The sequence below is a fragment of the Bacillus sp. CFBP9009 genome, from assembly GCF_036541465.1.
Lineage (GTDB): Bacteria > Bacillota > Bacilli > Bacillales > DSM-1321 > Peribacillus.
The window spans coordinates 171,410-194,499 of the sequence record NZ_JAZHFU010000001.1 but is presented as its reverse complement, the minus strand read 5'-3'; the positions used below and the strand labels follow the sequence as shown (position 1 = coordinate 194,499).

The following is a 23,090-nucleotide window of genomic DNA, read 5'->3' as shown; positions in this document are numbered from 1 at the left end:
TATAATTTTATTAGTACTTCAAACAGGCGGGACTATTACTCCCAAAAAGTAATCGTTCCACTAGACTTTATTTTTATATACTAATAAACATTCTAGGAGGAAGGCATATGAACCTTAACAGGCTTGCCAAACAAGCAACAGTAATAACACTTAGTACAGTTATCTTATTAGGAGGCAGTCGCTCAGAAACTTTCGCGGCGGCAAAAGACCCATTAGATCACAATGAAAAGTATGGCACTTCACAAATCACTCGTTACGACATGCAAAAAATGATTAATCAACAAGGCGATGCAAAGTTTACAGTTCCCAAGTTTGACGAATCAACAATAAAAAACATTCCCTCAGCAAAAAAGTATGACAAATCAGGAAATTTAATTGATATGGATGTATGGGATACTTGGCCATTACAAAACGCTGATGGTACAGTGGCAGAATATAAGGGCTATCATATCGTATTCGGATTGGCTGGAGACCCTCAAAATGGTAGTGACACGTTCATTTACTTGTTCTACAAAAAAGTTGGAGAAACATCCATTGATGCTTGGAAAAATGCTGGCAGAGTATTTGATGATAATGATAAAAATGTTCCAAATGATCCTTATTTAAAAAATCAAGCAGAAGAGTGGTCCGGTTCTGCAACCTTCACATCTGATGGAGAAGTTCGCTTATTCTATACAAATCGCGGACAGTTTTCACCAGATTCTAAGCAATACGGTAAACAAACATTAACGACGGCTCAAGTAAACTTATCTGAGTCAGGTGCTAATACATTGCAAGTGGATGGCGTAGAAGATTACAAATCCATCTATGAAGGCGGAGACAGCAAGTTTTATCAATCACATGATAAAGCTTTCGGTGATGAAAATTTTAGTGATAATCATACATTTAGAGATCCTCACTATATTGAAGATAAGGGTCGTAAATACCTTGTTTTTGAAGCGAATACTGGGACTGAATATGGTTACCAAGGAGAAGAATCCCTATACAACAGGGCTTACTATGGCAACAGCAATAAATTCTTCCAAGCTGAAAAGGATAAACTTCTGCAAAGCTCTAAAAAAGGTTTAGCTGAATTAGCAAATGGTGCAATTGGCATCATTGAAATAAACGATGATTATACATTAAAAAACGAAATGAAACCCCTGATTGTTTCGAATACAGTAACAGATGAAATTGAACGTCCTAACATATTTAAAAAGGACGGAAAATGGTATTTATTCACAAGTACAAGAGGATCAAAAATGACCATTGATGGAATTGATGATAAAGATATTTACATGTTAGGCTACGTGGCAAATTCTTTAACTGGCCCATACAAACCGTTAAATAAAACCGGAATTGTCTTACATCAAGATCTTAATCCTTATGATATTACTTGGACATACGCTCACTATGCTATCCCACAACCGGAAAGCGATAATGTAGTTATCACAAGTTACATGACAAATAGAGGTTATTTTAAAGACCATAAATCTACCTTTGCCCCAAGTTTTTCACTTAACATTAAAGGGCCAAATACAGCTGTGATAGAAGATAGTATTCAGGAACAGGGTCAACTAACGAATAACCAATAATTTAATGCTCATCCCAATTTTTACAAAATAAATCAAAAAAGAAAATGTCTGCAAAATCGGCATTTTCTTTTTTGATTAGCGTGGTGATTTACTTGGACAAAATAGTTTTTAATAAGAAAGGTTTTAAGTCGTTGGCTCTATTAATACTTGGATTGTTCATTGCCGGATTATTAGTCTTTTTAGTTAAATCAACTTTACCAGTTAAGCATGAAGAGGAATCGTATCGAGCTAACTACCATTTCACTGTACCTGACAAATGGAAAAACGATCCTCAGAGGCCGATTTTTATTGATGGAGAGTACCATTACTTTTACCTCTATAATGGGGATTATCCGGATGGAAATGGAACAGAATGGCGACATTCAACCTCAGAGGACTTGGTGCATTGGAATGATCAAGGATTAGCCATTCCGAAATATACCAATGATAATGGAGATCCTTGGTCGGGATCAGTCGTTGTGGACAAGGAAAATACGGCTGGCTTTGGAAAAGATGCTCTTGTGGCAATTGTTACGCAGCCCTCCAAGGATGGCGGTAAACAGGAACAATTTCTATGGTATAGTACGGACAACGGTAAAACATTTACCTCCTACAGTGATGATCCTATCATTTCAAATCCAGGAACGAAAGATTTTAGAGATCCAAAAATCATCTGGGATGACAATGATCATAAATGGATAATGGTCATGGCTGAAGGAACAAAAATAGGTTTTTATAAGTCTCACAACCTAAAAGATTGGCAGTATATGAGCAGTTTTGTCACGAAAAACATAGGTATTGTCGAGTGCCCGGACCTTTATTTGTTACGGGCGGATGATGGGACTTTAAAATGGGTTCTTGGTGTCAGTGCTAATGGGCAATCGAATGGTAAACCAAACACATACGCCTATTGGACTGGAAGCTTTGATGGAATGGAATACTTCCCAGATTACAATGAACCGCAATGGTTAGATTATGGCTTCGATTGGTATGGTGGAGTTACATTTGAAGATGGGACAGAAAGCGATAAATATAACAAACGGTATGCACTAGCTTGGATGAATAATTGGGCCTATGCCGATAATACTCCGACCCTAAAAGAAGGCTTTAATGGAATGGATTCCATCGTTCGCCAAATCGGGCTAAAACAAGCAGGGAACAACCTATATTATTTATCTTCACAACCTATCGAAGCATTGAAAGAATTGACGAGTACAACGGATTCTTATGAAAAAATTGAAGTGAATGGTTCCAAAACACTAGATGTAAAAGGTGATGTATATCAATTGGAGACCGATATCAATTGGTCAGACATAAACAATGTAGGCTTAAGGCTTCGGGAATCAGCAGATCAAACACGCCACATTGACGTAGGAATTTTTGCAGAAGAAAACTACTCTTATGTCAATCGAACTTTTACCGAACACCCTGACGAAAGTAATCAATATATTAAAAGCATCGCTCCATATGATGCTAGCAAGAAACATGTTCACTTAAAGATCCTCATTGATAAAACAAGTATTGAAGTGTTTGTGGATGATGGAAAGATTGCACATTCAAATTTAATATTCCCTGAATTTGATGATAAAGGAATATCCCTCTTCTCAGAGGGAGGCAAAGCGGTCTTTAATAATATTAAGATCAAACACCTCGATTCGATTAATTGAACATCATTTATGAATGGCGATACTATGGTTTATACTTTGACCACAATTCACCATGTCTACCCAAAACTCTTCAAATGGGAGTAATAACGAAAAGCCGGATTCAACAAGTATTGAAATCCGGCTTTTCGCTATGGCTGAGAGGCTCCCTACAAGGGGAAAACTGTTGAATCAACTACTATCCCACCGGTTTGTTGGTTAATAGTATGGGGTTATGATGTTTAACGAAAGTTAACTTCAGTAAATTAACCCGTGCCATACAAAGGTACTTGTAGAAGCTACTGACCACAATATGTAAATGGAGGCTGTACCTCCCTCTTCATTGTATCCTTATGAATCTATTTGTATTTGAGTTACTTCTACTTGTAATCTTCCTGACTACTACGTAGCCATGGCGAATTAAGAATATACTGATTAAGAATAAGAGCATCTGCCAAAAGCAGATGCCTTATCTTCTTGACAGGAGTCAAGTTAATCCTATCTCCCGTTTTCGTTTCTGTTTTAATAACGCAGGCTTTTGAACTTGCTGTGAGAGTGCGGTACATTCAGCAAATGAAAACTGTTTACACCCTTTACAACGGTTCTCATCCAGTTTGGATAAAGCTTTATTAATAGCATCTCCCGTACTGGAAAAGAACTGTTCCTCACCAACCAGTTTAATAAATCCAGTTTTTCTCAGCATTTCTTTAGGTTCCTGTTGAATTCCGGAAATCAACACTTGTAGTTTATGAAACTTGAATTGCTTCACGATGTCGGTTAAAAGGGCTTCTCCCGATGTATCAATAAATGGCACATTGCTCATTCTTAATAGCAGGACTTTTGGTTTAGAACGCATTATTTCCTCGATTTCTTCTTGCAGCCTTTCGATTGTGCCAAAGAATAAAGGTCCTTCTATCGTATAAATGTTAATCTGCGGGCAGCTTGAACCATGTTGCACCATTTCTGGTTTAACTAGTTTATCAGCTGGATCTGGTAATACCTTTGATAATTTCAATGTACCGCTCATCAGTTTAACGAACGATAGAATGGCTAATAGTAATCCGATCCCGACACCTGTTGTCAGGTCAATCAATACGGTTAGCACGAAGGTAACGATCAATACGACCGAGTCCATGGTTTTTGCTTTTAAGATATGCGAAAATTCTTTGCGTTCGCTCATGTTCCAGGCGACAAACATAAGAATGGGGGCCATGCTGGCCAATGGAATGGCCGAAGCATAAGGAGCCAAACTGACTAACACCAGCAATACCACCAGCCCATGAATCACACCTGATATAGGGGAGACTGCACCGTTTTTAATATTCGTTGCGGTACGCGCGATGGCACCTGTAGCCGGAATGCCTCCAAATAAAGGCGTAATCATATTGGTCAATCCTTGCCCCATCAGCTCTTTATTGCTGTTATGTTTACTGTTGGTCATGCCATCTGCCACTACAGCGGATAATAGTGATTCAATTCCCCCAAGCATGGCAATGACCAAAGCAGCCGGAAGGAGTTCAATCACCAGACCGCCAGTGATCTGGGGAAACTGAAAATGGGGCAATGCATTAGGAATGGCCCCATAAGCCGATCCAATGGTCGCTACCTGACCTGGAAAGAATAAGCTGGCGACTAGAGTTGATACAATCAATCCCAGCAATGCTCCAGGGATTTTCGGTAAATATTTTGGAGTTAATATGACGAGAGTCAAACTAATGATGGCTACCAGTACACTATAGAAATTCACTGTATTGAAGTTCAATAAGATTTCTTTCATATTTAAAAGAAAGGCTTCTTCTTTTTTTAAGTTACTGAGTCCAAAAAAATTGGCAATCTGGCCAGAGAAGATAATCACAGCAATTCCAGCAGTAAAGCCGATCGTAACTGGACGGGGAATAAACTTGATGAATCTTCCCAGTTTGAAGACACCCATAAGAAATATCATGATACCTGCCAGGAAGCCGGCGATTAACAGTTTTTCATAACCGTACTGCATGACCACACCTAACAATACCGGGACAAAGGCCCCAGTCGGGCCTGCAATTTGATATTTCGAGCCTCCAAAAAGGGAGACCATGATTCCTGCAATAATTGATGTGTACAGTCCATATTCCGGTCTTACTCCGGAAGCAATGGCAAAGGCCATCGCTAAAGGAATCGCTACAATCCCAACTACTACCCCGGCAACCAGGTCTTTCTGAAAATGGCCTAAGTTGTATCCTTCAAGCCTGCTAGAATCTATCATTTTATCGCTCCTTCTTTTATTGAATTTGTATTTCGCCCTTGCTGACAACGTTTCTATATCCATCTATGATTCGATCCAGTTTACCCGTTTCGGGATGGATGACCATACCGTGAACGGCGATGGAATCCGGTAATAATGGATGGTTTTCAATCAAACGGACACTATTCGTTACACTCTCCTCAACGCATTGAAAGCCTGACAGCCACTTGGATAAATCAATACCAGACTTTGTAAGGACATCAATTTGCTCCTGACTGACTTTCTTCTGCTTTGCGGCATCAAGAAGTGAAGAGGATTGAAGCCCCACCATACCGCATCCGTGATGTCCGATCACACACACTTCCTCCACTTTTAGCTCATAAACAGCGACAAGGATACTGCGCATAATGCTGCCAAAGGGATGAGAAACAATAGCTCCAGCGTTTTTAATGATTTTCGCATCTCCATTTCTTAACCCCATCGCCTTTGGAAGCAATTCCAACAGACGGGTATCCATGCACGTTATGATGACGATCTTTTTATCTGGATACTTTGTCGTTTGAAACTCTTTATATTTGTTTTGTTCGACAAACGTCTTGTTGTAATCCAGAATGCTAGAAATAACTGACATTATTTATTCTCCTTTCTCGTGTTGAAATATGATGGAAATGTTCTATGTACAATAATCCAGATGCCTTTCATAAACGGTCTTATTTGGCTCTGTTTTATCATTTGGTGCTTTATTCCATGTTAAAGATATTAAATTAGAGTTAAATGATAGAAGGATTAGAAAATGGTGAGAATTATTACAGTTCCTTCTCTTTTTTTTTGCATTTTTCTTACTAAAAAAAGGTGATGCATATTTAACTATGCATCACCCTTTTTTATGTTTTGTTTCAATAACGCCCTGATTTATTCGGGGCCGTCTCTATCATCCACTTCATCATCTTCCCATGTGATTGTTTTTACTTCCTTTGTGTAGCCGTCCACTTGAACGACTGCGTCTCGATCGTCCTCTAATTCAACTTCGACCAAATAATAAGGTGTCTGATCTGAAGGTTGATAAAATTCTGTATCATCACCTGTTCCTTTTACATGTTTTTCGGCAATCGCGATTGCTTCGTTTTCTGTAATGATACTATCTGCTACCATTGTCGAGTCAATTATAGCTCCTGTATATGGGTCGAGAATTAATGTGATTTTTTCATTATTCTTATTTACCACTGCTTTATAATGGGAGTTGTCTTTCTCCTGCACGAAATCAATTTGTTCCAGATCGCCTTGTGAGGAAATACGCGCCTTTATTTCATTTTGGGTTAGTTGCTTTTGGGGTGTTTTTTCCGTCGTTTCTTCTGCTGCATGACCAATGGTTTCTTTTTTTATAGAACGAACTTCACCGCTTTTCGCATCCATACTAATAAGATATACCCCGGTTTCAAGCTGCATTTCAATCTGATATTCTTCACCTTTAGTTTTCGTTGTCTTTATAATGGTTCCAGGATATTTATCCTTTGCTGTCTGGTTCACTTCTTCTTCCGTCAAGCTTTCCGCGGATAATGATGGAGCCCACCATTGAAATCCGACGAATAATAGCAGACCAAAAACGAGAGTTGATCCAGCTGTTATCAGCACGCTTCCATTCTTCATCGTATCACCCATCCAACGTCATTCTGGTTTAATTAAATAAAAGAGTAACGTTCGTTCCCCTGCCTTCGAGACTATCCATTTCAATCCGTACATCAATTGCATCAGCAATTTCCTTTGCCACGGAAAGCCCTAAACCTGACCCGCCTTGCTTTCGGCTTCTTGCTTCATCTACACGATAAAAGCGATCGAACACTTTTGGCAATTCAGCCTGGGGAATTCCATCCCCTCTGTCTTCGATGCGGATATATGCTTCTCTACTTGTTTGTCCTATGTAGACTGAGATAGGCTCATCACTATACTTTCTTGCATTGTCTAAAAAAATAAACAACAGCTGTTTTAACTTTTGCACGTCCGTTACTGCTTCAATTGCATCGCTACTATAAATCTCCACTGTTCGATTGTACGCATTTTTATATACTTTCGCTAAGTCTGCCATGATATCGGTCAGATTGACGTTTTCCTTCTCTATATTCCATTTTTCCTGATGCTTTGCAAGCAGAAGCATTTGCTCTGTCATCTCTCTCATTCTAATGGCTTCAGAATGAATGGCCTCTATTGATTCATCAAACAACTCAGGCCGCTCCAACCCTTTTCTTTTCAAAAGGCTTGCATAGCTTTCGATGACAGTTAGCGGAGTTTTTAATTCATGTGAAGCATTTGATACGAATTGCTCCTGTTTTTCGAAGTTGGCTTGCAGCAAATCAATCATGTGATTAAAGGTTTCCCCCATTTCCACAAGTTCATCTTTTGCTTTTTCTTCCAGGCTAAGTCGCTTAAATTTTCCGCTTGTTTGAATCTCCTTCATCGTATCAATCATCGATCGAATCGGACGGGCGATGAAGTTACTAAGAATAGTGCTTGATATCAGAACAGGTATCATGGCAATGATGGTTACAGCGATTAATACGATGCGCAGAACAGCGAGCATTTCCTCAGTTGCTGAAATGCTTTTGGTGATTTGAAGATTAACTACACTTCCATCCCCCCAAATGATCGGGTTTGAAACGAATACATACTTGTTCTGATGATAAGTGATGATCGCGCTCTTCTCACCGGGATAAAAGCTGCTATTGCGATTGCTTAATTGCTTCTCAGAATTGGATGTAACGGCTGTACCTTTTCGTTGACCCTCTTTTACAATACCAATCATGCCATCTATAGGCAGATAGGATCGAAGTAAATCATTTGGAGATATATTATTAACATTTTTACTAACATCAAAGGCAATTTTCTCTGTCTCCGCTTTCGCACGATTAAGTTCATTCACCATCATCAGATTACTAAAGACAAAATAAATGGAAACATTCATCAATAGGAGCAGGAAAATGAATAGCACCGCTGTATATAAATTTATTTTCTTGCGAAGTCTCATTTTGCATCCTTCAGGACGTAGCCAACGCCTCTTACAGTATGGATAAGCGGCGTATCAAAGCCATATTCGAGCTTTTTGCGAACATATCGGATATACACATCCACCACGTTTGTTTCTCCATAGAAATCATACCCCCAAACCGCTTCGAGAATTTGATCCCGGTTTAGCACTTGACGCTTATTCTTCAGTAAATAACGAAGTAAATCAAACTCCTTTGGCGTTAGGTCAATTTCGCTTTCACCTCTAATGACCTCGCGTGTTTTGACATTCACCTTTAAATCAGCAGTATTCAGCCATTCATCTTCAGCTTCCATTGAAGGTGCTGCAGTCCGCATTCTTAAAACCGCGCGAATTCGGGCAAGTAACTCCTCAATTTGGAAAGGTTTAGTGATGTAGTCATTCGCACCGCGATCAAGACCGGAAACTTTATCTTCAACCGAGCCCTTTGCAGTTAACAGGATGACAGGGGTAAAATTGTTTTTCGTACGAATTTTCCGAAGCAGCTCAATCCCGCTTATGCCTGGAAGCATCACATCCAATAAGATCAAATCCCACTTTCGTGATCGATACGCTTCAAGGGCTTCCTTTCCGTCCATTGCCTTTCCGACTTGGTAGCCTTCGATTTCAAGCTCCAATTCAAGCAATCTTAAGATTTTTTCTTCGTCCTCTACGATTAGTATTGATTCTTTACTCATTTGGAAGACCTCCTTTTGTGTGGGACTGTCCCCATTTTGTATCATTCATTTTCAAATTAAATGAATTGGATTATCGGTAAATATACCTGTTCGTTCAATAAGAAAAAGGCTGCCTCAGCAACCTTCTTTAAAGGAAACTTTCATTAGGTGTATAAATCCGAACATCATAGCCGCCATCATTTTTTGAATCAGACAAGATAAAGGCAGTTTCGGAAAAATAATTTCTTTGGCTATTAAACTTCCTCTCGTGTACTTTTTTGTTATTTTTACGAATGTACAAATTATTGCATGTAAAATTTTAAAAATAAAGACGCTATTGACCCAGTTTGCTCCATAAAAAAAAAGAGCTGTCAGAGCAACTCTCATGTTAAAAGCCCTATTTACTTTAAGTATTATTCCGCCCCTTAATTTACACGTCGTCACCTAACTTTATATAAGGTATACCGAGGTTATTAAAGATAAATTCAAGAGAAAAAGGAGGCGTATTCTATATTTTTCTCAGTAAATATAAGAGATATGGAGTGCCTATTAGAGCAACGACAAGTCCAGAAGGAATTTCTTTAGGGGCTAAAACAATTCTTCCTATAAGATCAGCCGAAGTTAAAAGAATTCCTCCAAGAAAAAGACTGACTGGAATAACCTTTCCATGTTCAAATCCAACCATTCTCCTAGCTGCATGAGGTGCTAGTAAACCTATAAACCCGACTGTTCCTACAATAGATACACTGACTGCCCCCATACAAACTCCTAACATAATAGCTAAAAGCCTCGTCATAATAATATTTACTCCCAGTCCCACAGCAACTTCATCTCCAAAGGAAATCACATCAAATTTTTTAATGAATAAAATGCTCAAAGGAATTGTAATGAGAGCGACCATGCCAGCAAGTTTCAATTCTTCCTTTTGAACTGCCTTTGCAATTGTTTTGAAGGTTGTTACCATTTCATCGTATTGGCTAATGGATTCATCTTGTGGATAAGGTTCAAAGAATATAGTAGGGGGAATTGATTCCAACTCTTTTTTAATTCCCTCATGACGAAATTTTGTTGTAATAATTAGATCCGGTTCTAACTGAGCGATAGCTTCAAGATTCGGTTCTAGTCTGGTGCCCACATCTGTTACATCAGTTGATAGCTCAATCGATTTGTACCCATTACCCTTCTAAATCTGTAACACCAACAGGCTGTATATCAAGAGCTAACAAGTCTTCTACGTATGTCCATTCTAAAACAACAATTTTTTTCGGTTTTGCGTGTAGTTCCGTGTTTCCTAATACATGCTTAATCGTTACTTGTTTATTTTCATTGGATGTTTGCCCATCAAGAGTTGTCCCATCCATTTGTGATTGGTTACAAGCTGCCAATATAGTTGCAAATGTTACTAACAACAGCACCTGAATAATTTCTTCATAATTCATTCCCCCCGATTTTTTCAAGAATAGTAGTCACCCAATAATGAATAGCATATTACTTCCCATCACTTACTTTTCTCCCTTTGCCATATGGAATGCATAAAGGGGTCCCAAACAATGGATCGACAGTAATCTCACATTCTATTTGAAAAACCGAACGAACCATATCAGCATTTACAATATCTTCTGGTTTTCCTTGAGCAAAAACGTTTCGGTTATGAATCGCTACAATATGTTGAGCATATAGACAAGCTAGATTTATATCATGAAGAACCATCACGATAGTACGCTGTTCTTTCTCGTTTAATTCAAACAGCAAATCAAGTATTTCGATTTGATGGGTCATGTCTAAAACGTGGTTGGTTCGTCTAAAAGAATGATGTCTGTTTCTTGCGCAAGTGTCATGGCAATCCAGGCTCATTGTCGTTGTCCCCCAGATAGGGAGTCAACCGAACGATTAGCTAAAGCTTTCATTCCTGTAGCTTCCAATGCTTTATTCACTATAATTTCATCTTCTTCCGACCATTGCTTCAGCCAATTATGATAAGGGTATCTCCCTTGCTTTACCAATTGAATGACAGAAAGTCCTTCCGGAGCAATTGGTCCCTGTGGAAGAATAGCCAAATGTTTGGCAATTTCTTTTGCCGGCCATTTTTCAATCTCTTTCCCATCGAGAATAACAGAACCTTCCTTTGGACGTAATAGACGTGCTAAAGAACGAAGCAAGGTTGATTTACCACAACCATTACTACCTATAAAAACCGTGATTTCCCCATTTGGAATTTGTAAATTTAGTTGGTCAATAATTATTGTTTCTCCATAGGCTAACGTTAATGATCTTGCTTCCAATGGATGCATGTTATCACTCCTAGTATTGCTTCCGAACTTAATAAAAAAGGAACTCGAATGGTCCCTCTAACAACCTGTCACTACCTATTTTTTCAAGTTGTTATATGTTATGAAAGAGCCTTTCATTGCATGGTGACTTGTCCTAATATATGAAAAAAAGCACGGCAGCATAGCAACTAGAATCGCTTTCAAGCCTTTTATATGAATTGAAAAACGGGTTTAAGTGCATTACGGATATACAGTGAAGGTGAATTCCACAATGGAACGATTGAAGTCGATACTGTAGAAAATAAGGGGGCAAGTATTACGCGGTGGTTGAGGTACCACAAATGTTGCTATATGAGGGGGTATTATGCCACGTTTGTTGCATAAGAAAAGGAGCTGCAGCTCAGCTCCTGGCAATGAAGTAAAGCACTTGTTAGATCAACAAAAAAACTGATTTCGTAGAGAAATCAGTTTTTTATTTTTTTTCCCCGAGACCAGATTACCACTGGAATCAATAATAAAGATAATAAACCTCCAATAAATGATAATGTTGTATAACTTGAACCGGCCACAATCATTCCTGATAAGGCGCCACCAGAAGCTCCTGATAATGCAATTAAAACATCCACTGTACCTTGAGTTTTAGCCCGATTTGAAGTGTCAGTTGAATCAACAATAAGAGCAGTCCCACTTATTAAACCAAAATTCCATCCTAATCCTAGTAAAGAAAGAGCAATTACTAGAAGAATCATAGAATCGCCTGGTGCAATCGCTGATATTAAACCTGCCAGAAGCAGCGTAGCTCCAGAGGCAATAGCCATGGCAGTACGCCCAAGCTTATCAACAAGCACACCTGTAACCAGTGAAGGAAGATACATTGCAGCTATATGAAATCCAATAACGAGACCTATTTCACCCAAGTCATGTCCATGATGTCTCATATGAACAGGTGTCATTGTCATAATAGCCACCATTACAATTTGAGTAAGAACCATAATTGTCGCACCAACCATAATACCTCTTTTGTTTTCTATTTGTTCAGTATCAGTCGAATATTCTATTCGATTACTTTCCTGGTTGGACGCTTCTATTGTTCTAGCTATAACTAATGGGTCTGGGCGAAGCAAAAAGAAAAGTACAAGACCTGCTAAGATAAATGCTGCTGCTGATAAAATGAAAGGACCAGCAAGTGATGGAACGCCAATAGAAAGAGCAAAATCCCCCATTACATTCACTAAATTCGGACCTGCAACTGCACCAAATGTTGTAAACACCATAGTAATACTAATAGCAGTAGCTCGTTGTTTATTGTTTGCTAAGTCCGTACCAGCGTAACGAGCTTGTAAATTTGTCGCTGTTCCTGCACCATAAATAAGCAGGGAAGCAAATAAAAGGAAAACGCTATTTATTACAGCTGCGGTTATGACTCCTATTGCTCCAAGTCCACCAATCATAAAACCAGCTGTTAGACCTGTACGACGACCGTAACGTTGAGAAAGTCTACCTACGATTAAAGCAGCCCCTGCAGACCCTAAAGTAAATAAACCCGAAGGAAGTCCAGCAAATGCATCTGTGCCAAGCATTTGTTGTGCAAGAAGTGCCCCCACCGTAACTCCAGCCGCTAACCCAGCACCGCCAAAAATTTGTGAAATACTTATAATAATTAATGTACGTTTGTATAACATTTTTTGCTTTTCTTGAGAATCTACGTAACTCTGGTTCATTTGATATGTTTTACTAGACATTAGTTAATACCTCATTTATCATTCTGAAATTTCTTCCAATCATGTACACCTTCCTCTAAACGAAATGCATTAACACCTTTGGATCTTAGAAGTTCAACAGCCTCCACTGACATTAAACAGTAACAACCACGACAATAAGCAATCACTTGTTGAACTTGACCTGCCCCGTTAGACTAAAGAAGAAAAATAACATAATTGTTTTAACCGAGCCATTGTATAAAAAAATCCAGCAGATATATTGCTGGTATAATAGTATTATTTAATGCTTTCTAATGCTTGCTTAACGTTTGCGAAAGAAGTAATTTCCGACATATTAATTCTGCTATTTACAACGGTTTTGGCTAATTCAGGGCGTAGCCCTGTTGTAAGGGTTTGTATTCCTAGCAAATTAAGCATTTGTCCTATTTGATGAAGATGACGTGCAATATCTGTATCTATTTTCAATATGCCTGAGAAGTCAACAATCACATAGTTTAACCGTAGTTCAGAAATTTTTGGTACGACTTTTTCCATAATGTAATTCGCCCTATATGAATCTATAATACCAATCAATGGGAGTACCGCAATACCATCTTTAATCATTACAATGGGCGCTGAAAGTTCAGCCAGTTCTCTTTGCGTTTTCTCCTTATATTCGTCGGAAAGACGTTCGAAAGCAAAAATGGTTTCATTAAGGCTTATGTCTAACATATTGTTTATCCGCTTGATAATGAAGGAATGATCTTTTAATGAAAGCTCAAACTCTAAGCTGATTTTCGTAATAATGTCGGTAAAAATGTCCCTCGTTGGCGGATAACGAACAATTATCTCTGAAATTTTCCCTTCGGGAGATACCTGTCCAGCTGCGTTCTTATTACTCCATTCAATGAGTGTTCGTGGCACTCCCTCATCCATGACCAAAAGTGATTCACCTAAAAAATTTATAAATTCAATATACATTTTTATTGCTTGCTCTTTTTCCCACAGTGGAATTTCTAATTCCATACTATGCAGAACACCTTCAACAATTTCTTGAGCTAGAGATTCTGCATTATCGATTAGGTGGTTTGAAACATTCAAAACCCAGGTCATATTAGTCCAACACCTTCTTTAAGCGAATAAACTCTTGTAGTAATAATAATCATTTACATCATTGATAGTCAATTGAATTAAAAAACAGGGACGATGCTTCCGACCTAGCTTAATACCAAATTACAAGAACGTATCTCTGCCGTTTATATTCCTCATTCAATTTAATCCAATAGTTGAATTTTGATCCTTTTTTTCGTGGGACCTTTTTGTTGAATTTTCATAATGGAAAAGTCTTTAATTTCATTTGTGTTGTTGACGTGGGTTCCGCCACATGCTTGCTCATCAATATCATTTATTTGAACGATTCGAATTTCGTTAAGCGAAGCTGGCAGTAAATTAATGACCGTTTTAATAACCCCTTCTTTTTGCTCTGCTTCAGCTCTGCTAATTGTTTTCGTGTAAACATTATGGGGTTGTGACAGTACCTTCTTTATCGATTGTTCTAATGAATGAAATGGGATTTCTTCCATTATTCCAGGAGAAAAAGACAGCTCTAATCTCGCATGTTCTTTGTCAATTTGACTGCTTGTAGCTAAAGCATTGTAATGTTTATATAAATAACCTGAAATGACATGCAATAATGTGTGATACTGCATATTCTGAAACCGCCAAGACCAGTCAATCTGCATTTCTACTGTTTGATCAATGTCCTGTAATGGACGTTCTAGTTCATGAATAATTTCACCATCTACTTTTTTTACTGTTAATAAATTATATGTTTCATCACCTTGTTTAATGATCCCCCGGTCACAAGGCTGCCCACCGCCGCCTGGATAAAAAATGGTTTGATCGAACACAACAAACCGGTCTTGTATTGAAACGATATTTGCCGAACATTCTTTTAGATAACTATTCTCTAAATATAACTCTATCGTGGCCATTTTTTTCTCCTTTTATTGCCATGATATCCTCTACGAGCATGTCAACATGTTCTTTTTTCGTAGCCCAACTGGTACAAAATCTCACAGCACTGTGTGTAGCATCGACTTTTTCCCAGAAGGAGAATGAATACTTTTTACCTAATTCCAGAATTACATCTTCCGGCAAGATGGGAAATTGCTGATTTGATGTGGAATCATATCGTAATGAAAATCCATTTTCAACAAATGCTTCTCGAATCATCATTGACATTTCCACGGCATGATTAGAAACTTCATAGTATAAGCCATCTTCAAATAAGGTTTCAAACTGAATCCCCAATAGTCTCCCTTTAGCCAGCATCCCTCCCTTTTGCTTGATGAAATAGCGGAAATCCTTTTTCAGGGCATCATTCATGATGACTGCCGCTTCACCAAACATTGCTCCAACTTTCGTTCCCCCTATATAGAACACATCACATAGCCTTGCAACATCCGCCAAGGTTAAATCGCTGTCTTTCGAAGCCAAGCCATACCCTAATCTAGCGCCATCCAATACCAATGGCAAACCACATTCCCGGCAAACTTCACTTAATGCTTCCAATTCGGCTTTACTATAGATCGTTCCATTTTCTGTAGGGTTAGAAATGTAAACCAAGCCTGGCTGTACCATATGCTCATGAGTAACATCATTCCAGTGAGCATCATATAATTCTTTCACCTGTCCAGCTTGAATTTTTCCATCATCACTCGGCAAAGTAAGCACTTTATGACCGGTGGCTTCAATTGCTCCTGTTTCATGTACCGCGATATGGCCGGTAATTGCAGAAACTGCACCTTGATGCGGCCGCAAAATTGAAGCGATAATAGTTGTATTCGTTTGTGTTCCTCCTACTAAAAAGTGTATATCTGCATTTGCAGCATCACACTCTTTTCGAATGTAGGCTCTCGCTTTTTCACAGTGTTCATCCACTCCATATCCGGGTGTTTGTTCTTCATTGGTTTCTATTAATCGTTTCAGAATTCGCTTATGAGCACCTTCTGTATAATCATTTTCAAAACGTATCATCCTATAATCTCCCCAAACTATCCAATTTCTTCTGAATGAACATCATAGAAGCATGGATTTCTTTTATTTCGTTTTGTGATAATCCTTGGAATAACCTCACTAATTGTTCATCAGATCTTTCATTAAGCTGGTCAAAAAGAGTCAACCCTTCAGGAGTCAACCGAATTAGACTAGTTCTGTTGTCCAAGTTCGAGTTTTCCTTCATAACCAGTCCATCTTTTCTTAACTTATTAATTATTCTGCTCATATAGCTGCGATCAATTTCCAGTTTATCAACTAAATTGTTTGCTATACACTGCTCCATCAAACCGATTTCTAAAATTACCCGTGCCTCAGTGAAAGAATATCCGGTATCCAAAATATGCTTATCCAACACACCAAGTATATTCGTATAAAATCTATTGAATTGCCGGATATCTGCAATGGTATTTTTATTTATATTCATTATAGACTTCCTTTTTAGTGGACTTTATCCACTAATACTTTATTGTGATTAGTGGACTTTGTCAACGTTTTCTATAAATCTTTGAAGGATCAATCGATACCCCTAGTTTGACCAATTTCAAAAATTTCACTTTTAGCTTGAACCTGATTTAGTTTACATTCTTTTAGGTTGATTGTTTCTTCTCGAGGAAGTTACAATACTTTAATTAGGAACACTTGTACAATTTCCCACTTAAACTCCCCTCCCTCCATTGTTGAAGAAGGACATCCTTTGACCCATAACTTTTATCTATAAAATTAGAAATTATCGAACACGGGATGAGTTAAGGTGCATAAGATAGGATTGTGATATTTAACTATATTTTTTGAAAGGATGTAATATTGTGTATCCTTCTTACACTAACCCACACCAGCTCAAACAAGAGACATTGTCACAGGTTGGCCCTTGGGTACAGTATGGTTTAAACGAAGCTCAAAAAACATCTGTCCCTCATGCAATGATGGAAATTGCAGCTATTGCCTATCTGATGGGTAAAGGATATGATCCAAGGTTGGCGCATCAAATAGTCGAATCATGGGAAGTTAATGAAATGTTTTAACTGCTGTAGCTTTGAAATAATGATTAATCAAAATGTCCTCTTTAACCCCGATATTAGCGTAAATAAAAAAATCCATTTTAAAAAAAATGGATTTTCTTTATTCAATTTGATTATTTTTAGTGAGCCTAAATGAACTTCGCAACCGTTCGTTGCATAAGAATACGAGCTGATTGTGACCGTCACAGCTCATTAAAGCTATAGTACCTTTTAGTTGAATTAATCAAATTTGATGTTTTTTCTCCTTTTTCAGTTTAAGCAAAAAAGCAACCAAGTCGGCAGCCCTGGATCTTTAACTCGTTTGTTGAAGTACCAAAAAGCATATCTTCAAATGAGGAACTCATTACTTTGCACAAACAATGAAACTATTTAATGAATTCTCCTTACCATTCGAAGTGTTCATCGGTTCATAATAACCAGTTATCAACGTTTGTATCACGTAAGGAACTTTAATAAATTCTGCACGGATACTATTTGCATAACTTTTTTCCCATTGACCGTCTTGTAATAATGTTGCATCGACTGTAAGTTGTTTTACCACTTCAAAATTTGCTTGCTGGAGTAGCTGGTGAATTTGTGTTTTATGAAACAAGTTTTGGATATTTCCCTCATTCTTTACGAAGTTTGAATACAATGCCAGAATGGAAACTGCACAAAAATGGGGACGTTGAGAAATGCAGGTAAAATCGAGGTCCCATTCTGCAAAACATATATGTTCTGCCAATTTACGAATTTTTTTAAAGTAATTCAATAAATCTTCGGGTTGCTTGAAATACCATGAACAGTGGGATAAAACCGCCACATCAAATGGTATAGGTGATTCAAAAAAAAACAAAATCCATTTCAAAATGGAAGATAATACGTTCTCCTAATGAAGATTTCTTAATACGTTCTGTTGCTTGACCTAATGTTAACGGTGCTCCGTAATCGGGACTAGCAATATCTATTGCGACAACACATCCGCTTTCCCCTACTGCGTCTGCTAATGCAACGGTTGTATCCCCTTGACCACAACCTATTTCTAATACACGCATTCCTTTTTGAATCCCAAATGCTGCTACTAATTCCAAACGGTGCTGCAACTGAACTTGTTGTATCAAATCATCTTCAAATAATTGATATTCCGATAAAAAAGATCTTGTTTTTTCGTTCAGTTGAAATGACTTCAAGTATAATTCACCCCACATTTATTGTGTATTGGTTCATCAACAATGAAAAAGAGCTGCTAAAGCAACTCCCTTATTGAAGTAAAGCACACGTTAGTTGAAGAGGTTATTTTCATGTAATCAATCAAAATCATCGTGAAGAATAAACTGAACCGACAATATCTAATTCTCTATATTCAATACCATAATCAATGTTTAAATATAAGTGCTTTACACATACATAATTGCTCAAGTACAGTATCTTTATAATTACACTTCAATTTTGCGAGGCTAATTTTAACATCTTACATGCTTGCGTTTAAAACCAAGCTTTCCTTTATCGACTTCTTTTTGAATACTTTCGTAAGCATTTAGAAAGCTGCTTTTTTTCTTGTCCCGTTTGACTTCTACTATTCCTATTGCCTTTGCGGTCTCGACCGCCTTTTCATGGAGCGGCAAATATGAAATCCCCACGGTGTATAGAAAATTATTCATAGCGGATTTCGTTCGTTCTGGCGAATCGTGAATCTTATTTTTCAAAAGGTCAAGCATATTGGAAATCTTGCTCTCTGAAAATTCAACGTCTAGTCGATTCCCTAAAAGCCAACAGTAGCAACTCCAGCCCGCTGACATTCTCAGCTCTTCACCGCTTGCAATCCATTTATCAGAAACCTCTTGTGCAATATCTGACTCTGATAAAGTTACAGCGACTACAAAATCGGACAGCATATAAAAATACGCAGCATCCATCCAACGATCATAATCTGACTCAGTCATAGCCTTTGGGTCTGCAATAATGCCTGCAAAGTACATTGCATCATAGTTCCCTGTCGAATAAAGCTCTTCAGCTAAACGCTGATTTATTTTTATTTTCTTTGCAATTGGTTTCATAGCGCCTGTAGCCACACCAAAAAGCGGCTCATGCGCACCATTGGATATGTACATTTTTTTAGTTCGTTCCTTGCCAAGGGCTTCAAGCTCCTGCATAACCATTTCTAAATTCATCGTTTAGCACTTCCTTCATTATGGAGTTTTTCCCTAATATTTTGCCCATCAAATATATCACCATTATCCTATAACAAACTACAACTTGTCAGCAAAACTAGAGTTTAAGCACATGATGTTATGCAGGAACCCACTTAATGCATGTTGGCACTTTATTCGCGAACTGATGGTAAGAAACAATCCCTTCTGTTACAGTTGCTTACAACGCTTAGAAATGGGATTTACCCTTTGTTCTTATTTAACTATACTGCCCCTTTAGCTCCATTAAAAAAAGAGCTGCCGAAGCAACTCCATTATTTGAAGGTTCAAAAAGCTCTTTTTTCCGTACTGTTTCGGTCAATTGTCTTAATTTTTTTTATGAAATAATAATGTTTGTAGAGGGCGAGCACTACCAATAAGATTTTCACTAATAGGATGTCCACATAAAATACAGAAATTACGATGAAGAAATCGGCAATTAAATTGATTCTGATTTTCTCTTTTCGTGTCATACCTTTTTTTTGCAGGAATGCTTCAACGTATTTTTCATATAATGAAGTGCTTTTGAACCAGTTTTCAATCGACTTGGAACTTTTAGCAAAGCAAAAAGCAGCAAATAAGTAAAACGGACCGCCCGGCAGAACTGGTAACACAGTCCCTGCAATACCAATCAAAAGAGATATGGACCCAAGAAGAAAAAATAGGATACTTTTTACTTTTTTAATTGTAATCACCTTTTTATTTATATTCTATTCCCTTATAACGTAAAGAGGAAGTCTAATTGATTAGTATCTTCCCTTTTTCTTTTTGAACTAACCTGACCCCGTTAGTTTCATATGAAACAGGATGCCGCAGCAACCTTCCTTAGTGAAGTTAAGCACCTGTTAGTTGAACAATTATCATCCTATTTATTACCACAATTCTTTCGAACTGCTACACAATAACTTTTTATTTATTGTTTTTTAGAAGGAGTGTCATTATTACATAACAAAACCTGTCTAGATGACAGTTCTGATTTACCGCTCTTGCACCTATTACTTCTATATAACGTTTGATGGAGTGTCAACCCCCCCCCCCTAACAATCACATAGGAATGTACCCTTTTGTTAGATATACAAATATCATAACAGGAATAAAACTAAAGACCATAAATAAATTGCTAAAGGCTATTAATCTATTGTTTGAAAAAGAACCTAATATTACTCCAATTGGGTTAAGAACAAATGTTAGCATCCCGTAAGATTCTTCAATTTTAAAGACCAAATAAGGAATCCAAGAAATAATTCCACAGAGTAAAAGCGTAACAGATAGCCAAAAGTATATCTTTGTTTTTGAATTGACTTGACTCATATTCCAACGCCTTTCAAACATTAATACCCCAATCTTAACATAGTTTCCAAATAAAGTTATCGGATTTCCCTGCTCCTTTACCTCAATAAGAAAAAGCTGTCTTATAGACAGCTCCAATCTTCAGCTAACGCACCCGATAGATCAACAACATTACTCATTTCTTTCGTAAATGTGATATTAATAGAGGTATTGATTATCTTCATCAGTAAACCTTTTTGTATATAAATCCCATTCCATTTTTCTACAATCCCTATCATAATCTTTATAACGAAGAAATGCCGATATTCCTAAAAGGAAATCGACTATTTCTTCGCTTCATTTTGGAAGAGAGCGTTAAATATCAAGTTTACGGGTACTGATCCATTTCACAATTTCAGGATCACTATGAGAAAAGAACAAGCTCTTTTTCGCATCTAACGCAGCAATCTTCTCCATATCTTCTTGGTCCAATTCGAAGTCAAAGATTTTGAAGTTTTCGATGATTCTTTCCTTACGAACAGACTTTGGAATCGCAACGACTCCTCTTTGTGTCAACCATCGTAAAATCACCTGTGCCACAGATTTATTATACTTTTCGGCTATGGACACTAATATTTCGTTCTGGAACATGTCATTTTTTCCTTCAGCAAATGGACCCCACGACTCTATCTGAACATTGTTTTCTTGCATAAATTTCGCACTTTCTATTTGTTGGTTAAAAACATGAGTTTCAACCTGGTTTACTGCAGGAATTACTTCATTGTGGATAATCAAATCCACTAGACGGTCCATCTGAAAGTTACTAACTCCAATTGCCCTAATTTTCCCCTCACGGTTCAATTCCTCCATTGCACGCCAAGAACCATATACGTCCCCAAATGGCTGATGGATTAGATACAAATCCAAATAATCCAATTGTAGCCTTTTCAGCGATTTTGCGAATGCGTTCTTTGTGCTCTCATAACCAGCATCCTGAACCCAGAGTTTTGTAGTAATAAACAATTCCTCTCGTGGCACACCACTCCGCTTTATTGCTCTGCCGACTGCTTCTTCATTTAGATAAGACGCAGCGGTATCGATAAGACGATAGCCTGCCATAATAGCGTCATAAACGCTTTGTTCACATTCATTTTCATCTTGTATTTGAAAAACCCCAAAACCTAGTATCGGCATCTCAACACCATTGTTCAAAATTACTTTTTGCATATGAAATCCTCCTGTTCTCAATAAATATCTGTTATTTCCCTACTCTATTTGCGTATTCTGCCGGATAGCGATCTCCCGAAATCTCGATTTTCGAGAGCGCTTTGTTCAAATCATTTAATTCCTTATGGGTCAGTTCAACATCTGCTGCCCCAAGATTTTCTTCGAGGCGCTCCAATTTCCGCGTACCGGGAATCGGAACAATCCATTGCTTCTGAGCAAGTACCCATGATAGAGCGATTTGAGCGGGCGTTGCATCTTTTCCTACAGCAATCTTCTTTATCAGTTCGACCAATACCTGATTTGCTTCGATATTCTCAGGTTTGAAGCGAGGAACAACACTGCGGAAATCGGAACTGCCAAACGTTGCATCCTTATTAATTTTCCCAGTAAGGAATCCCTTACCCAACGGACTGAAAGGAACAAATCCAATTCCAAGCTCTTCAAGGGTAGGCAGTAGTTCTTCTTCAGGACTTCTCCACATCATTGAGTATTCACTTTGAATGGCAGTGAGTGGATAAACCGAGTGTGCACGACGAATCGTTTCCACCCCTGCTTCAGAAAGTCCCCAATGCTTAATCTTACCTTCCTTGATTAGGTCTTGTATTACTCCGGCAACCTCCTCAATCGGAACACTTGGGTCCACCCGATGCTGATAGTAAAGATCAATGGTGTCAACCTTAAGCCGTTTAAGCGAGCCCTCGATTGATTGCCTAATACGCTCCGGCTTACTGTCAAGCACCTGCTTGCCATTTACCATTTGGATACCAAATTTAGTCGCGATAACCACTTTTCCCTTGAAAGGAGCAAGCGCTTCTCCTAACAACTCTTCATTTACAGATGGACCATATACTTCGGCAGTATCGAAAAAAGTAACACCTCGGTCAATTGCCTCATGAATCAGCGAAATCATCAACTTCTTGTCCGAAGCAGGACCGTAACCATGGCTCATGCCCATGCATCCAAGTCCGATAGAAGAAACTTCTAAGTCACTTTTTCCTAATTTACGTTTTTGCATTACTATATTCCCTCCTCTTTTTTGATTGTCACTTTGCCGTTATATTTTATCCGCAACCGATGTGGTGTTAAGCACATTGGTGGCAGTAAGTAAATCTCATTGTGTAATTGAGATGTTCGAACTAATAAACTGATAAGAGTTAGTCATGGTGCGTTTCAACTCCTTCATCTACTCCCTTATTATGCAATAAATAAATAAGAAACCCTTATACTATTCCTGCCAAATCATTGCCTAATCCTTTCACAACAC

The 23,090-nt window shown here is 38.1% G+C and carries 23 protein-coding genes and 1 pseudogene; 3 read left to right on the top strand and 21 right to left on the bottom strand.

Going from position 1 to position 23,090, the window contains the following annotated elements; translation table 11 throughout:
- Nucleotides 1-107: 107 nt before the first annotated feature.
- Complete coding sequence (locus tag V3595_RS01055; protein ID WP_485905029.1) at nt 108-1,574, top strand: glycoside hydrolase family 68 protein; 1,467 nt, start codon at nt 108-110, stop codon at nt 1,572-1,574.
- A 131-nt stretch (nt 1,575-1,705) separates the two neighbouring features.
- Nucleotides 1,706-3,220 (top strand): glycoside hydrolase family 32 protein, encoded by a 1,515-nt coding sequence (locus V3595_RS01050; protein WP_485905027.1) that lies wholly within the window; start codon nt 1,706-1,708, stop codon nt 3,218-3,220.
- A gap of 463 nt (nt 3,221-3,683) precedes the next feature.
- On the opposite strand, the gene V3595_RS01045 is transcribed toward V3595_RS01050, so the two are convergent.
- From V3595_RS01045 to V3595_RS00985, 13 genes and pseudogenes are all read right to left on the bottom strand, one after another.
- Entirely contained in the window at nt 3,684-5,441 is a 1,758-nt protein-coding gene (locus tag V3595_RS01045) for a SulP family inorganic anion transporter (RefSeq protein ID WP_485905025.1), read from the bottom strand.
- Nucleotides 5,442-5,457: 16 nt separating this feature from the next.
- Entirely contained in the window at nt 5,458-6,051 is a 594-nt protein-coding gene (locus V3595_RS01040) for a beta-class carbonic anhydrase (protein WP_485905023.1), read from the bottom strand.
- 281 nt (nt 6,052-6,332) lie between these two features.
- Nucleotides 6,333-7,067, bottom strand: coding sequence for a PepSY domain-containing protein (locus V3595_RS01035; protein WP_485905021.1), 735 nt, complete (start codon nt 7,065-7,067; stop codon nt 6,333-6,335).
- 28 nt (nt 7,068-7,095) lie between these two features.
- Nucleotides 7,096-8,439: a sensor histidine kinase gene (locus V3595_RS01030; RefSeq protein ID WP_485905019.1), complete on the bottom strand. Its 1,344-nt coding sequence runs from the start codon at nt 8,437-8,439 to the stop codon at nt 7,096-7,098.
- Nucleotides 8,436-9,134, bottom strand: a complete 699-nt coding sequence (locus tag V3595_RS01025; protein ID WP_485905017.1) for a response regulator transcription factor — start codon at nt 9,132-9,134, stop codon at nt 8,436-8,438. The genes V3595_RS01030 and V3595_RS01025 overlap by 4 nt, the downstream gene beginning before the upstream one ends.
- Before the next feature lie 487 nt (nt 9,135-9,621).
- A complete protein-coding gene (locus V3595_RS01020) occupies nt 9,622-10,248 on the bottom strand; it encodes an iron chelate uptake ABC transporter family permease subunit (protein ID WP_485905016.1) in 627 nt (208 codons plus the stop codon).
- A gap of 40 nt (nt 10,249-10,288) precedes the next feature.
- Nucleotides 10,289-10,570 (bottom strand): hypothetical protein, encoded by a 282-nt coding sequence (locus V3595_RS01015; protein WP_485905014.1) that lies wholly within the window; start codon nt 10,568-10,570, stop codon nt 10,289-10,291.
- A gap of 31 nt (nt 10,571-10,601) precedes the next feature.
- A pseudogene (locus V3595_RS01010) lies at nt 10,602-11,404 on the bottom strand (ABC transporter ATP-binding protein).
- 443 nt (nt 11,405-11,847) lie between these two features.
- On the bottom strand, nt 11,848-13,125 hold the full coding sequence (locus V3595_RS01005) for an MFS transporter (RefSeq protein ID WP_485905013.1): 1,278 nt from the start codon (nt 13,123-13,125) through the stop codon (nt 11,848-11,850).
- Between the two features lie 255 nt (nt 13,126-13,380).
- Complete coding sequence (locus V3595_RS01000) at nt 13,381-14,196, bottom strand: STAS domain-containing protein (protein ID WP_485905012.1); 816 nt, start codon at nt 14,194-14,196, stop codon at nt 13,381-13,383.
- A gap of 161 nt (nt 14,197-14,357) precedes the next feature.
- Complete coding sequence (locus tag V3595_RS00995; protein WP_485905010.1) at nt 14,358-15,077, bottom strand: alanyl-tRNA editing protein; 720 nt, start codon at nt 15,075-15,077, stop codon at nt 14,358-14,360.
- The gene (locus tag V3595_RS00990; RefSeq protein WP_485905008.1) at nt 15,046-16,122 is read right to left on the bottom strand and encodes a threonine aldolase family protein; all 1,077 of its coding nucleotides are present in this window, start codon (nt 16,120-16,122) and stop codon (nt 15,046-15,048) included. Before V3595_RS00990 ends, V3595_RS00995 begins: the two co-directional genes overlap by 32 nt.
- 1 nt (nt 16,123) lies before the next feature.
- The gene (locus V3595_RS00985; protein ID WP_485905006.1) at nt 16,124-16,567 is read right to left on the bottom strand and encodes a MarR family winged helix-turn-helix transcriptional regulator; all 444 of its coding nucleotides are present in this window, start codon (nt 16,565-16,567) and stop codon (nt 16,124-16,126) included.
- Nucleotides 16,568-16,949: 382 nt separating this feature from the next.
- On the opposite strand from V3595_RS00985, the gene V3595_RS00980 reads away from it, so the two are divergent.
- Nucleotides 16,950-17,165, top strand: coding sequence for a hypothetical protein (locus V3595_RS00980; protein WP_101223304.1), 216 nt, complete (start codon nt 16,950-16,952; stop codon nt 17,163-17,165).
- 340 nt (nt 17,166-17,505) lie between these two features.
- Here V3595_RS00980 and V3595_RS00975 read toward each other — a convergent pair whose 3' ends face one another.
- The 8 genes from V3595_RS00975 to V3595_RS00940 all read right to left on the bottom strand — a co-directional run bounded on the left by V3595_RS00975 (nt 17,506) and on the right by V3595_RS00940 (nt 22,841).
- Nucleotides 17,506-18,009 (bottom strand): hypothetical protein, encoded by a 504-nt coding sequence (locus V3595_RS00975; RefSeq protein ID WP_485905004.1) that lies wholly within the window; start codon nt 18,007-18,009, stop codon nt 17,506-17,508.
- On the bottom strand, nt 17,984-18,331 hold the full coding sequence (locus tag V3595_RS00970; RefSeq protein WP_485905002.1) for a class I SAM-dependent methyltransferase: 348 nt from the start codon (nt 18,329-18,331) through the stop codon (nt 17,984-17,986). The genes V3595_RS00975 and V3595_RS00970 overlap by 26 nt, the downstream gene beginning before the upstream one ends.
- A 273-nt stretch (nt 18,332-18,604) precedes the next feature.
- Complete coding sequence (locus V3595_RS00965) at nt 18,605-19,312, bottom strand: DNA alkylation repair protein (protein ID WP_485905001.1); 708 nt, start codon at nt 19,310-19,312, stop codon at nt 18,605-18,607.
- A gap of 305 nt (nt 19,313-19,617) precedes the next feature.
- Complete coding sequence (locus V3595_RS00960) at nt 19,618-20,025, bottom strand: YbaN family protein (protein WP_485904999.1); 408 nt, start codon at nt 20,023-20,025, stop codon at nt 19,618-19,620.
- A 349-nt stretch (nt 20,026-20,374) separates the two neighbouring features.
- Nucleotides 20,375-20,758: a hypothetical protein gene (locus V3595_RS00955; protein ID WP_485904997.1), complete on the bottom strand. Its 384-nt coding sequence runs from the start codon at nt 20,756-20,758 to the stop codon at nt 20,375-20,377.
- Nucleotides 20,743-20,898 carry a hypothetical protein gene (locus V3595_RS00950; RefSeq protein ID WP_485904995.1) on the bottom strand — a complete coding sequence of 52 codons (156 nt, stop codon included), beginning with the start codon at nt 20,896-20,898 and terminating at the stop codon, nt 20,743-20,745. Before V3595_RS00950 ends, V3595_RS00955 begins: the two co-directional genes overlap by 16 nt.
- Nucleotides 20,899-20,974: 76 nt before the next feature.
- The gene (locus tag V3595_RS00945) at nt 20,975-21,826 is read right to left on the bottom strand and encodes an aldo/keto reductase (protein ID WP_485904993.1); all 852 of its coding nucleotides are present in this window, start codon (nt 21,824-21,826) and stop codon (nt 20,975-20,977) included.
- Between the two features lie 31 nt (nt 21,827-21,857).
- On the bottom strand, nt 21,858-22,841 hold the full coding sequence (locus V3595_RS00940; RefSeq protein WP_485904991.1) for an aldo/keto reductase: 984 nt from the start codon (nt 22,839-22,841) through the stop codon (nt 21,858-21,860).
- Nucleotides 22,842-23,090: the final 249 nt, after the last annotated feature.

Excerpts from the sequence above, each read along its gene's own strand:
- V3595_RS01055 (WP_485905029.1), top strand. The coding sequence starts at position 108 with ATGAACCTTAACAGGCTTGCCAAACAAGCAACAGTAATAACACTTAGT.
- V3595_RS01045 (WP_485905025.1), bottom strand. The coding sequence starts at position 5,441 with ATGATAGATTCTAGCAGGCTTGAAGGATACAACTTAGGCCATTTTCAG.
- V3595_RS01040 (WP_485905023.1), bottom strand. The coding sequence starts at position 6,051 with ATGTCAGTTATTTCTAGCATTCTGGATTACAACAAGACGTTTGTCGAA.
- V3595_RS01035 (WP_485905021.1), bottom strand. The coding sequence starts at position 7,067 with ATGAAGAATGGAAGCGTGCTGATAACAGCTGGATCAACTCTCGTTTTT.
- V3595_RS01030 (WP_485905019.1), bottom strand. The coding sequence starts at position 8,439 with ATGAGACTTCGCAAGAAAATAAATTTATATACAGCGGTGCTATTCATT.
- V3595_RS01025 (WP_485905017.1), bottom strand. The coding sequence starts at position 9,134 with ATGAGTAAAGAATCAATACTAATCGTAGAGGACGAAGAAAAAATCTTA.
- V3595_RS01005 (WP_485905013.1), bottom strand. The coding sequence starts at position 13,125 with ATGTCTAGTAAAACATATCAAATGAACCAGAGTTACGTAGATTCTCAA.
- V3595_RS01000 (WP_485905012.1), bottom strand. The coding sequence starts at position 14,196 with ATGACCTGGGTTTTGAATGTTTCAAACCACCTAATCGATAATGCAGAA.
- V3595_RS00995 (WP_485905010.1), bottom strand. The coding sequence starts at position 15,077 with ATGGCCACGATAGAGTTATATTTAGAGAATAGTTATCTAAAAGAATGT.
- V3595_RS00990 (WP_485905008.1), bottom strand. The coding sequence starts at position 16,122 with ATGATACGTTTTGAAAATGATTATACAGAAGGTGCTCATAAGCGAATT.
- V3595_RS00985 (WP_485905006.1), bottom strand. The coding sequence starts at position 16,567 with ATGAATATAAATAAAAATACCATTGCAGATATCCGGCAATTCAATAGA.
- V3595_RS00965 (WP_485905001.1), bottom strand. The coding sequence starts at position 19,312 with ATGAATTTAGAAATGGTTATGCAGGAGCTTGAAGCCCTTGGCAAGGAA.
- V3595_RS00950 (WP_485904995.1), bottom strand. The coding sequence starts at position 20,898 with ATGATAGGGATTGTAGAAAAATGGAATGGGATTTATATACAAAAAGGT.
- V3595_RS00945 (WP_485904993.1), bottom strand. The coding sequence starts at position 21,826 with ATGCAAAAAGTAATTTTGAACAATGGTGTTGAGATGCCGATACTAGGT.
- V3595_RS00940 (WP_485904991.1), bottom strand. The coding sequence starts at position 22,841 with ATGCAAAAACGTAAATTAGGAAAAAGTGACTTAGAAGTTTCTTCTATC.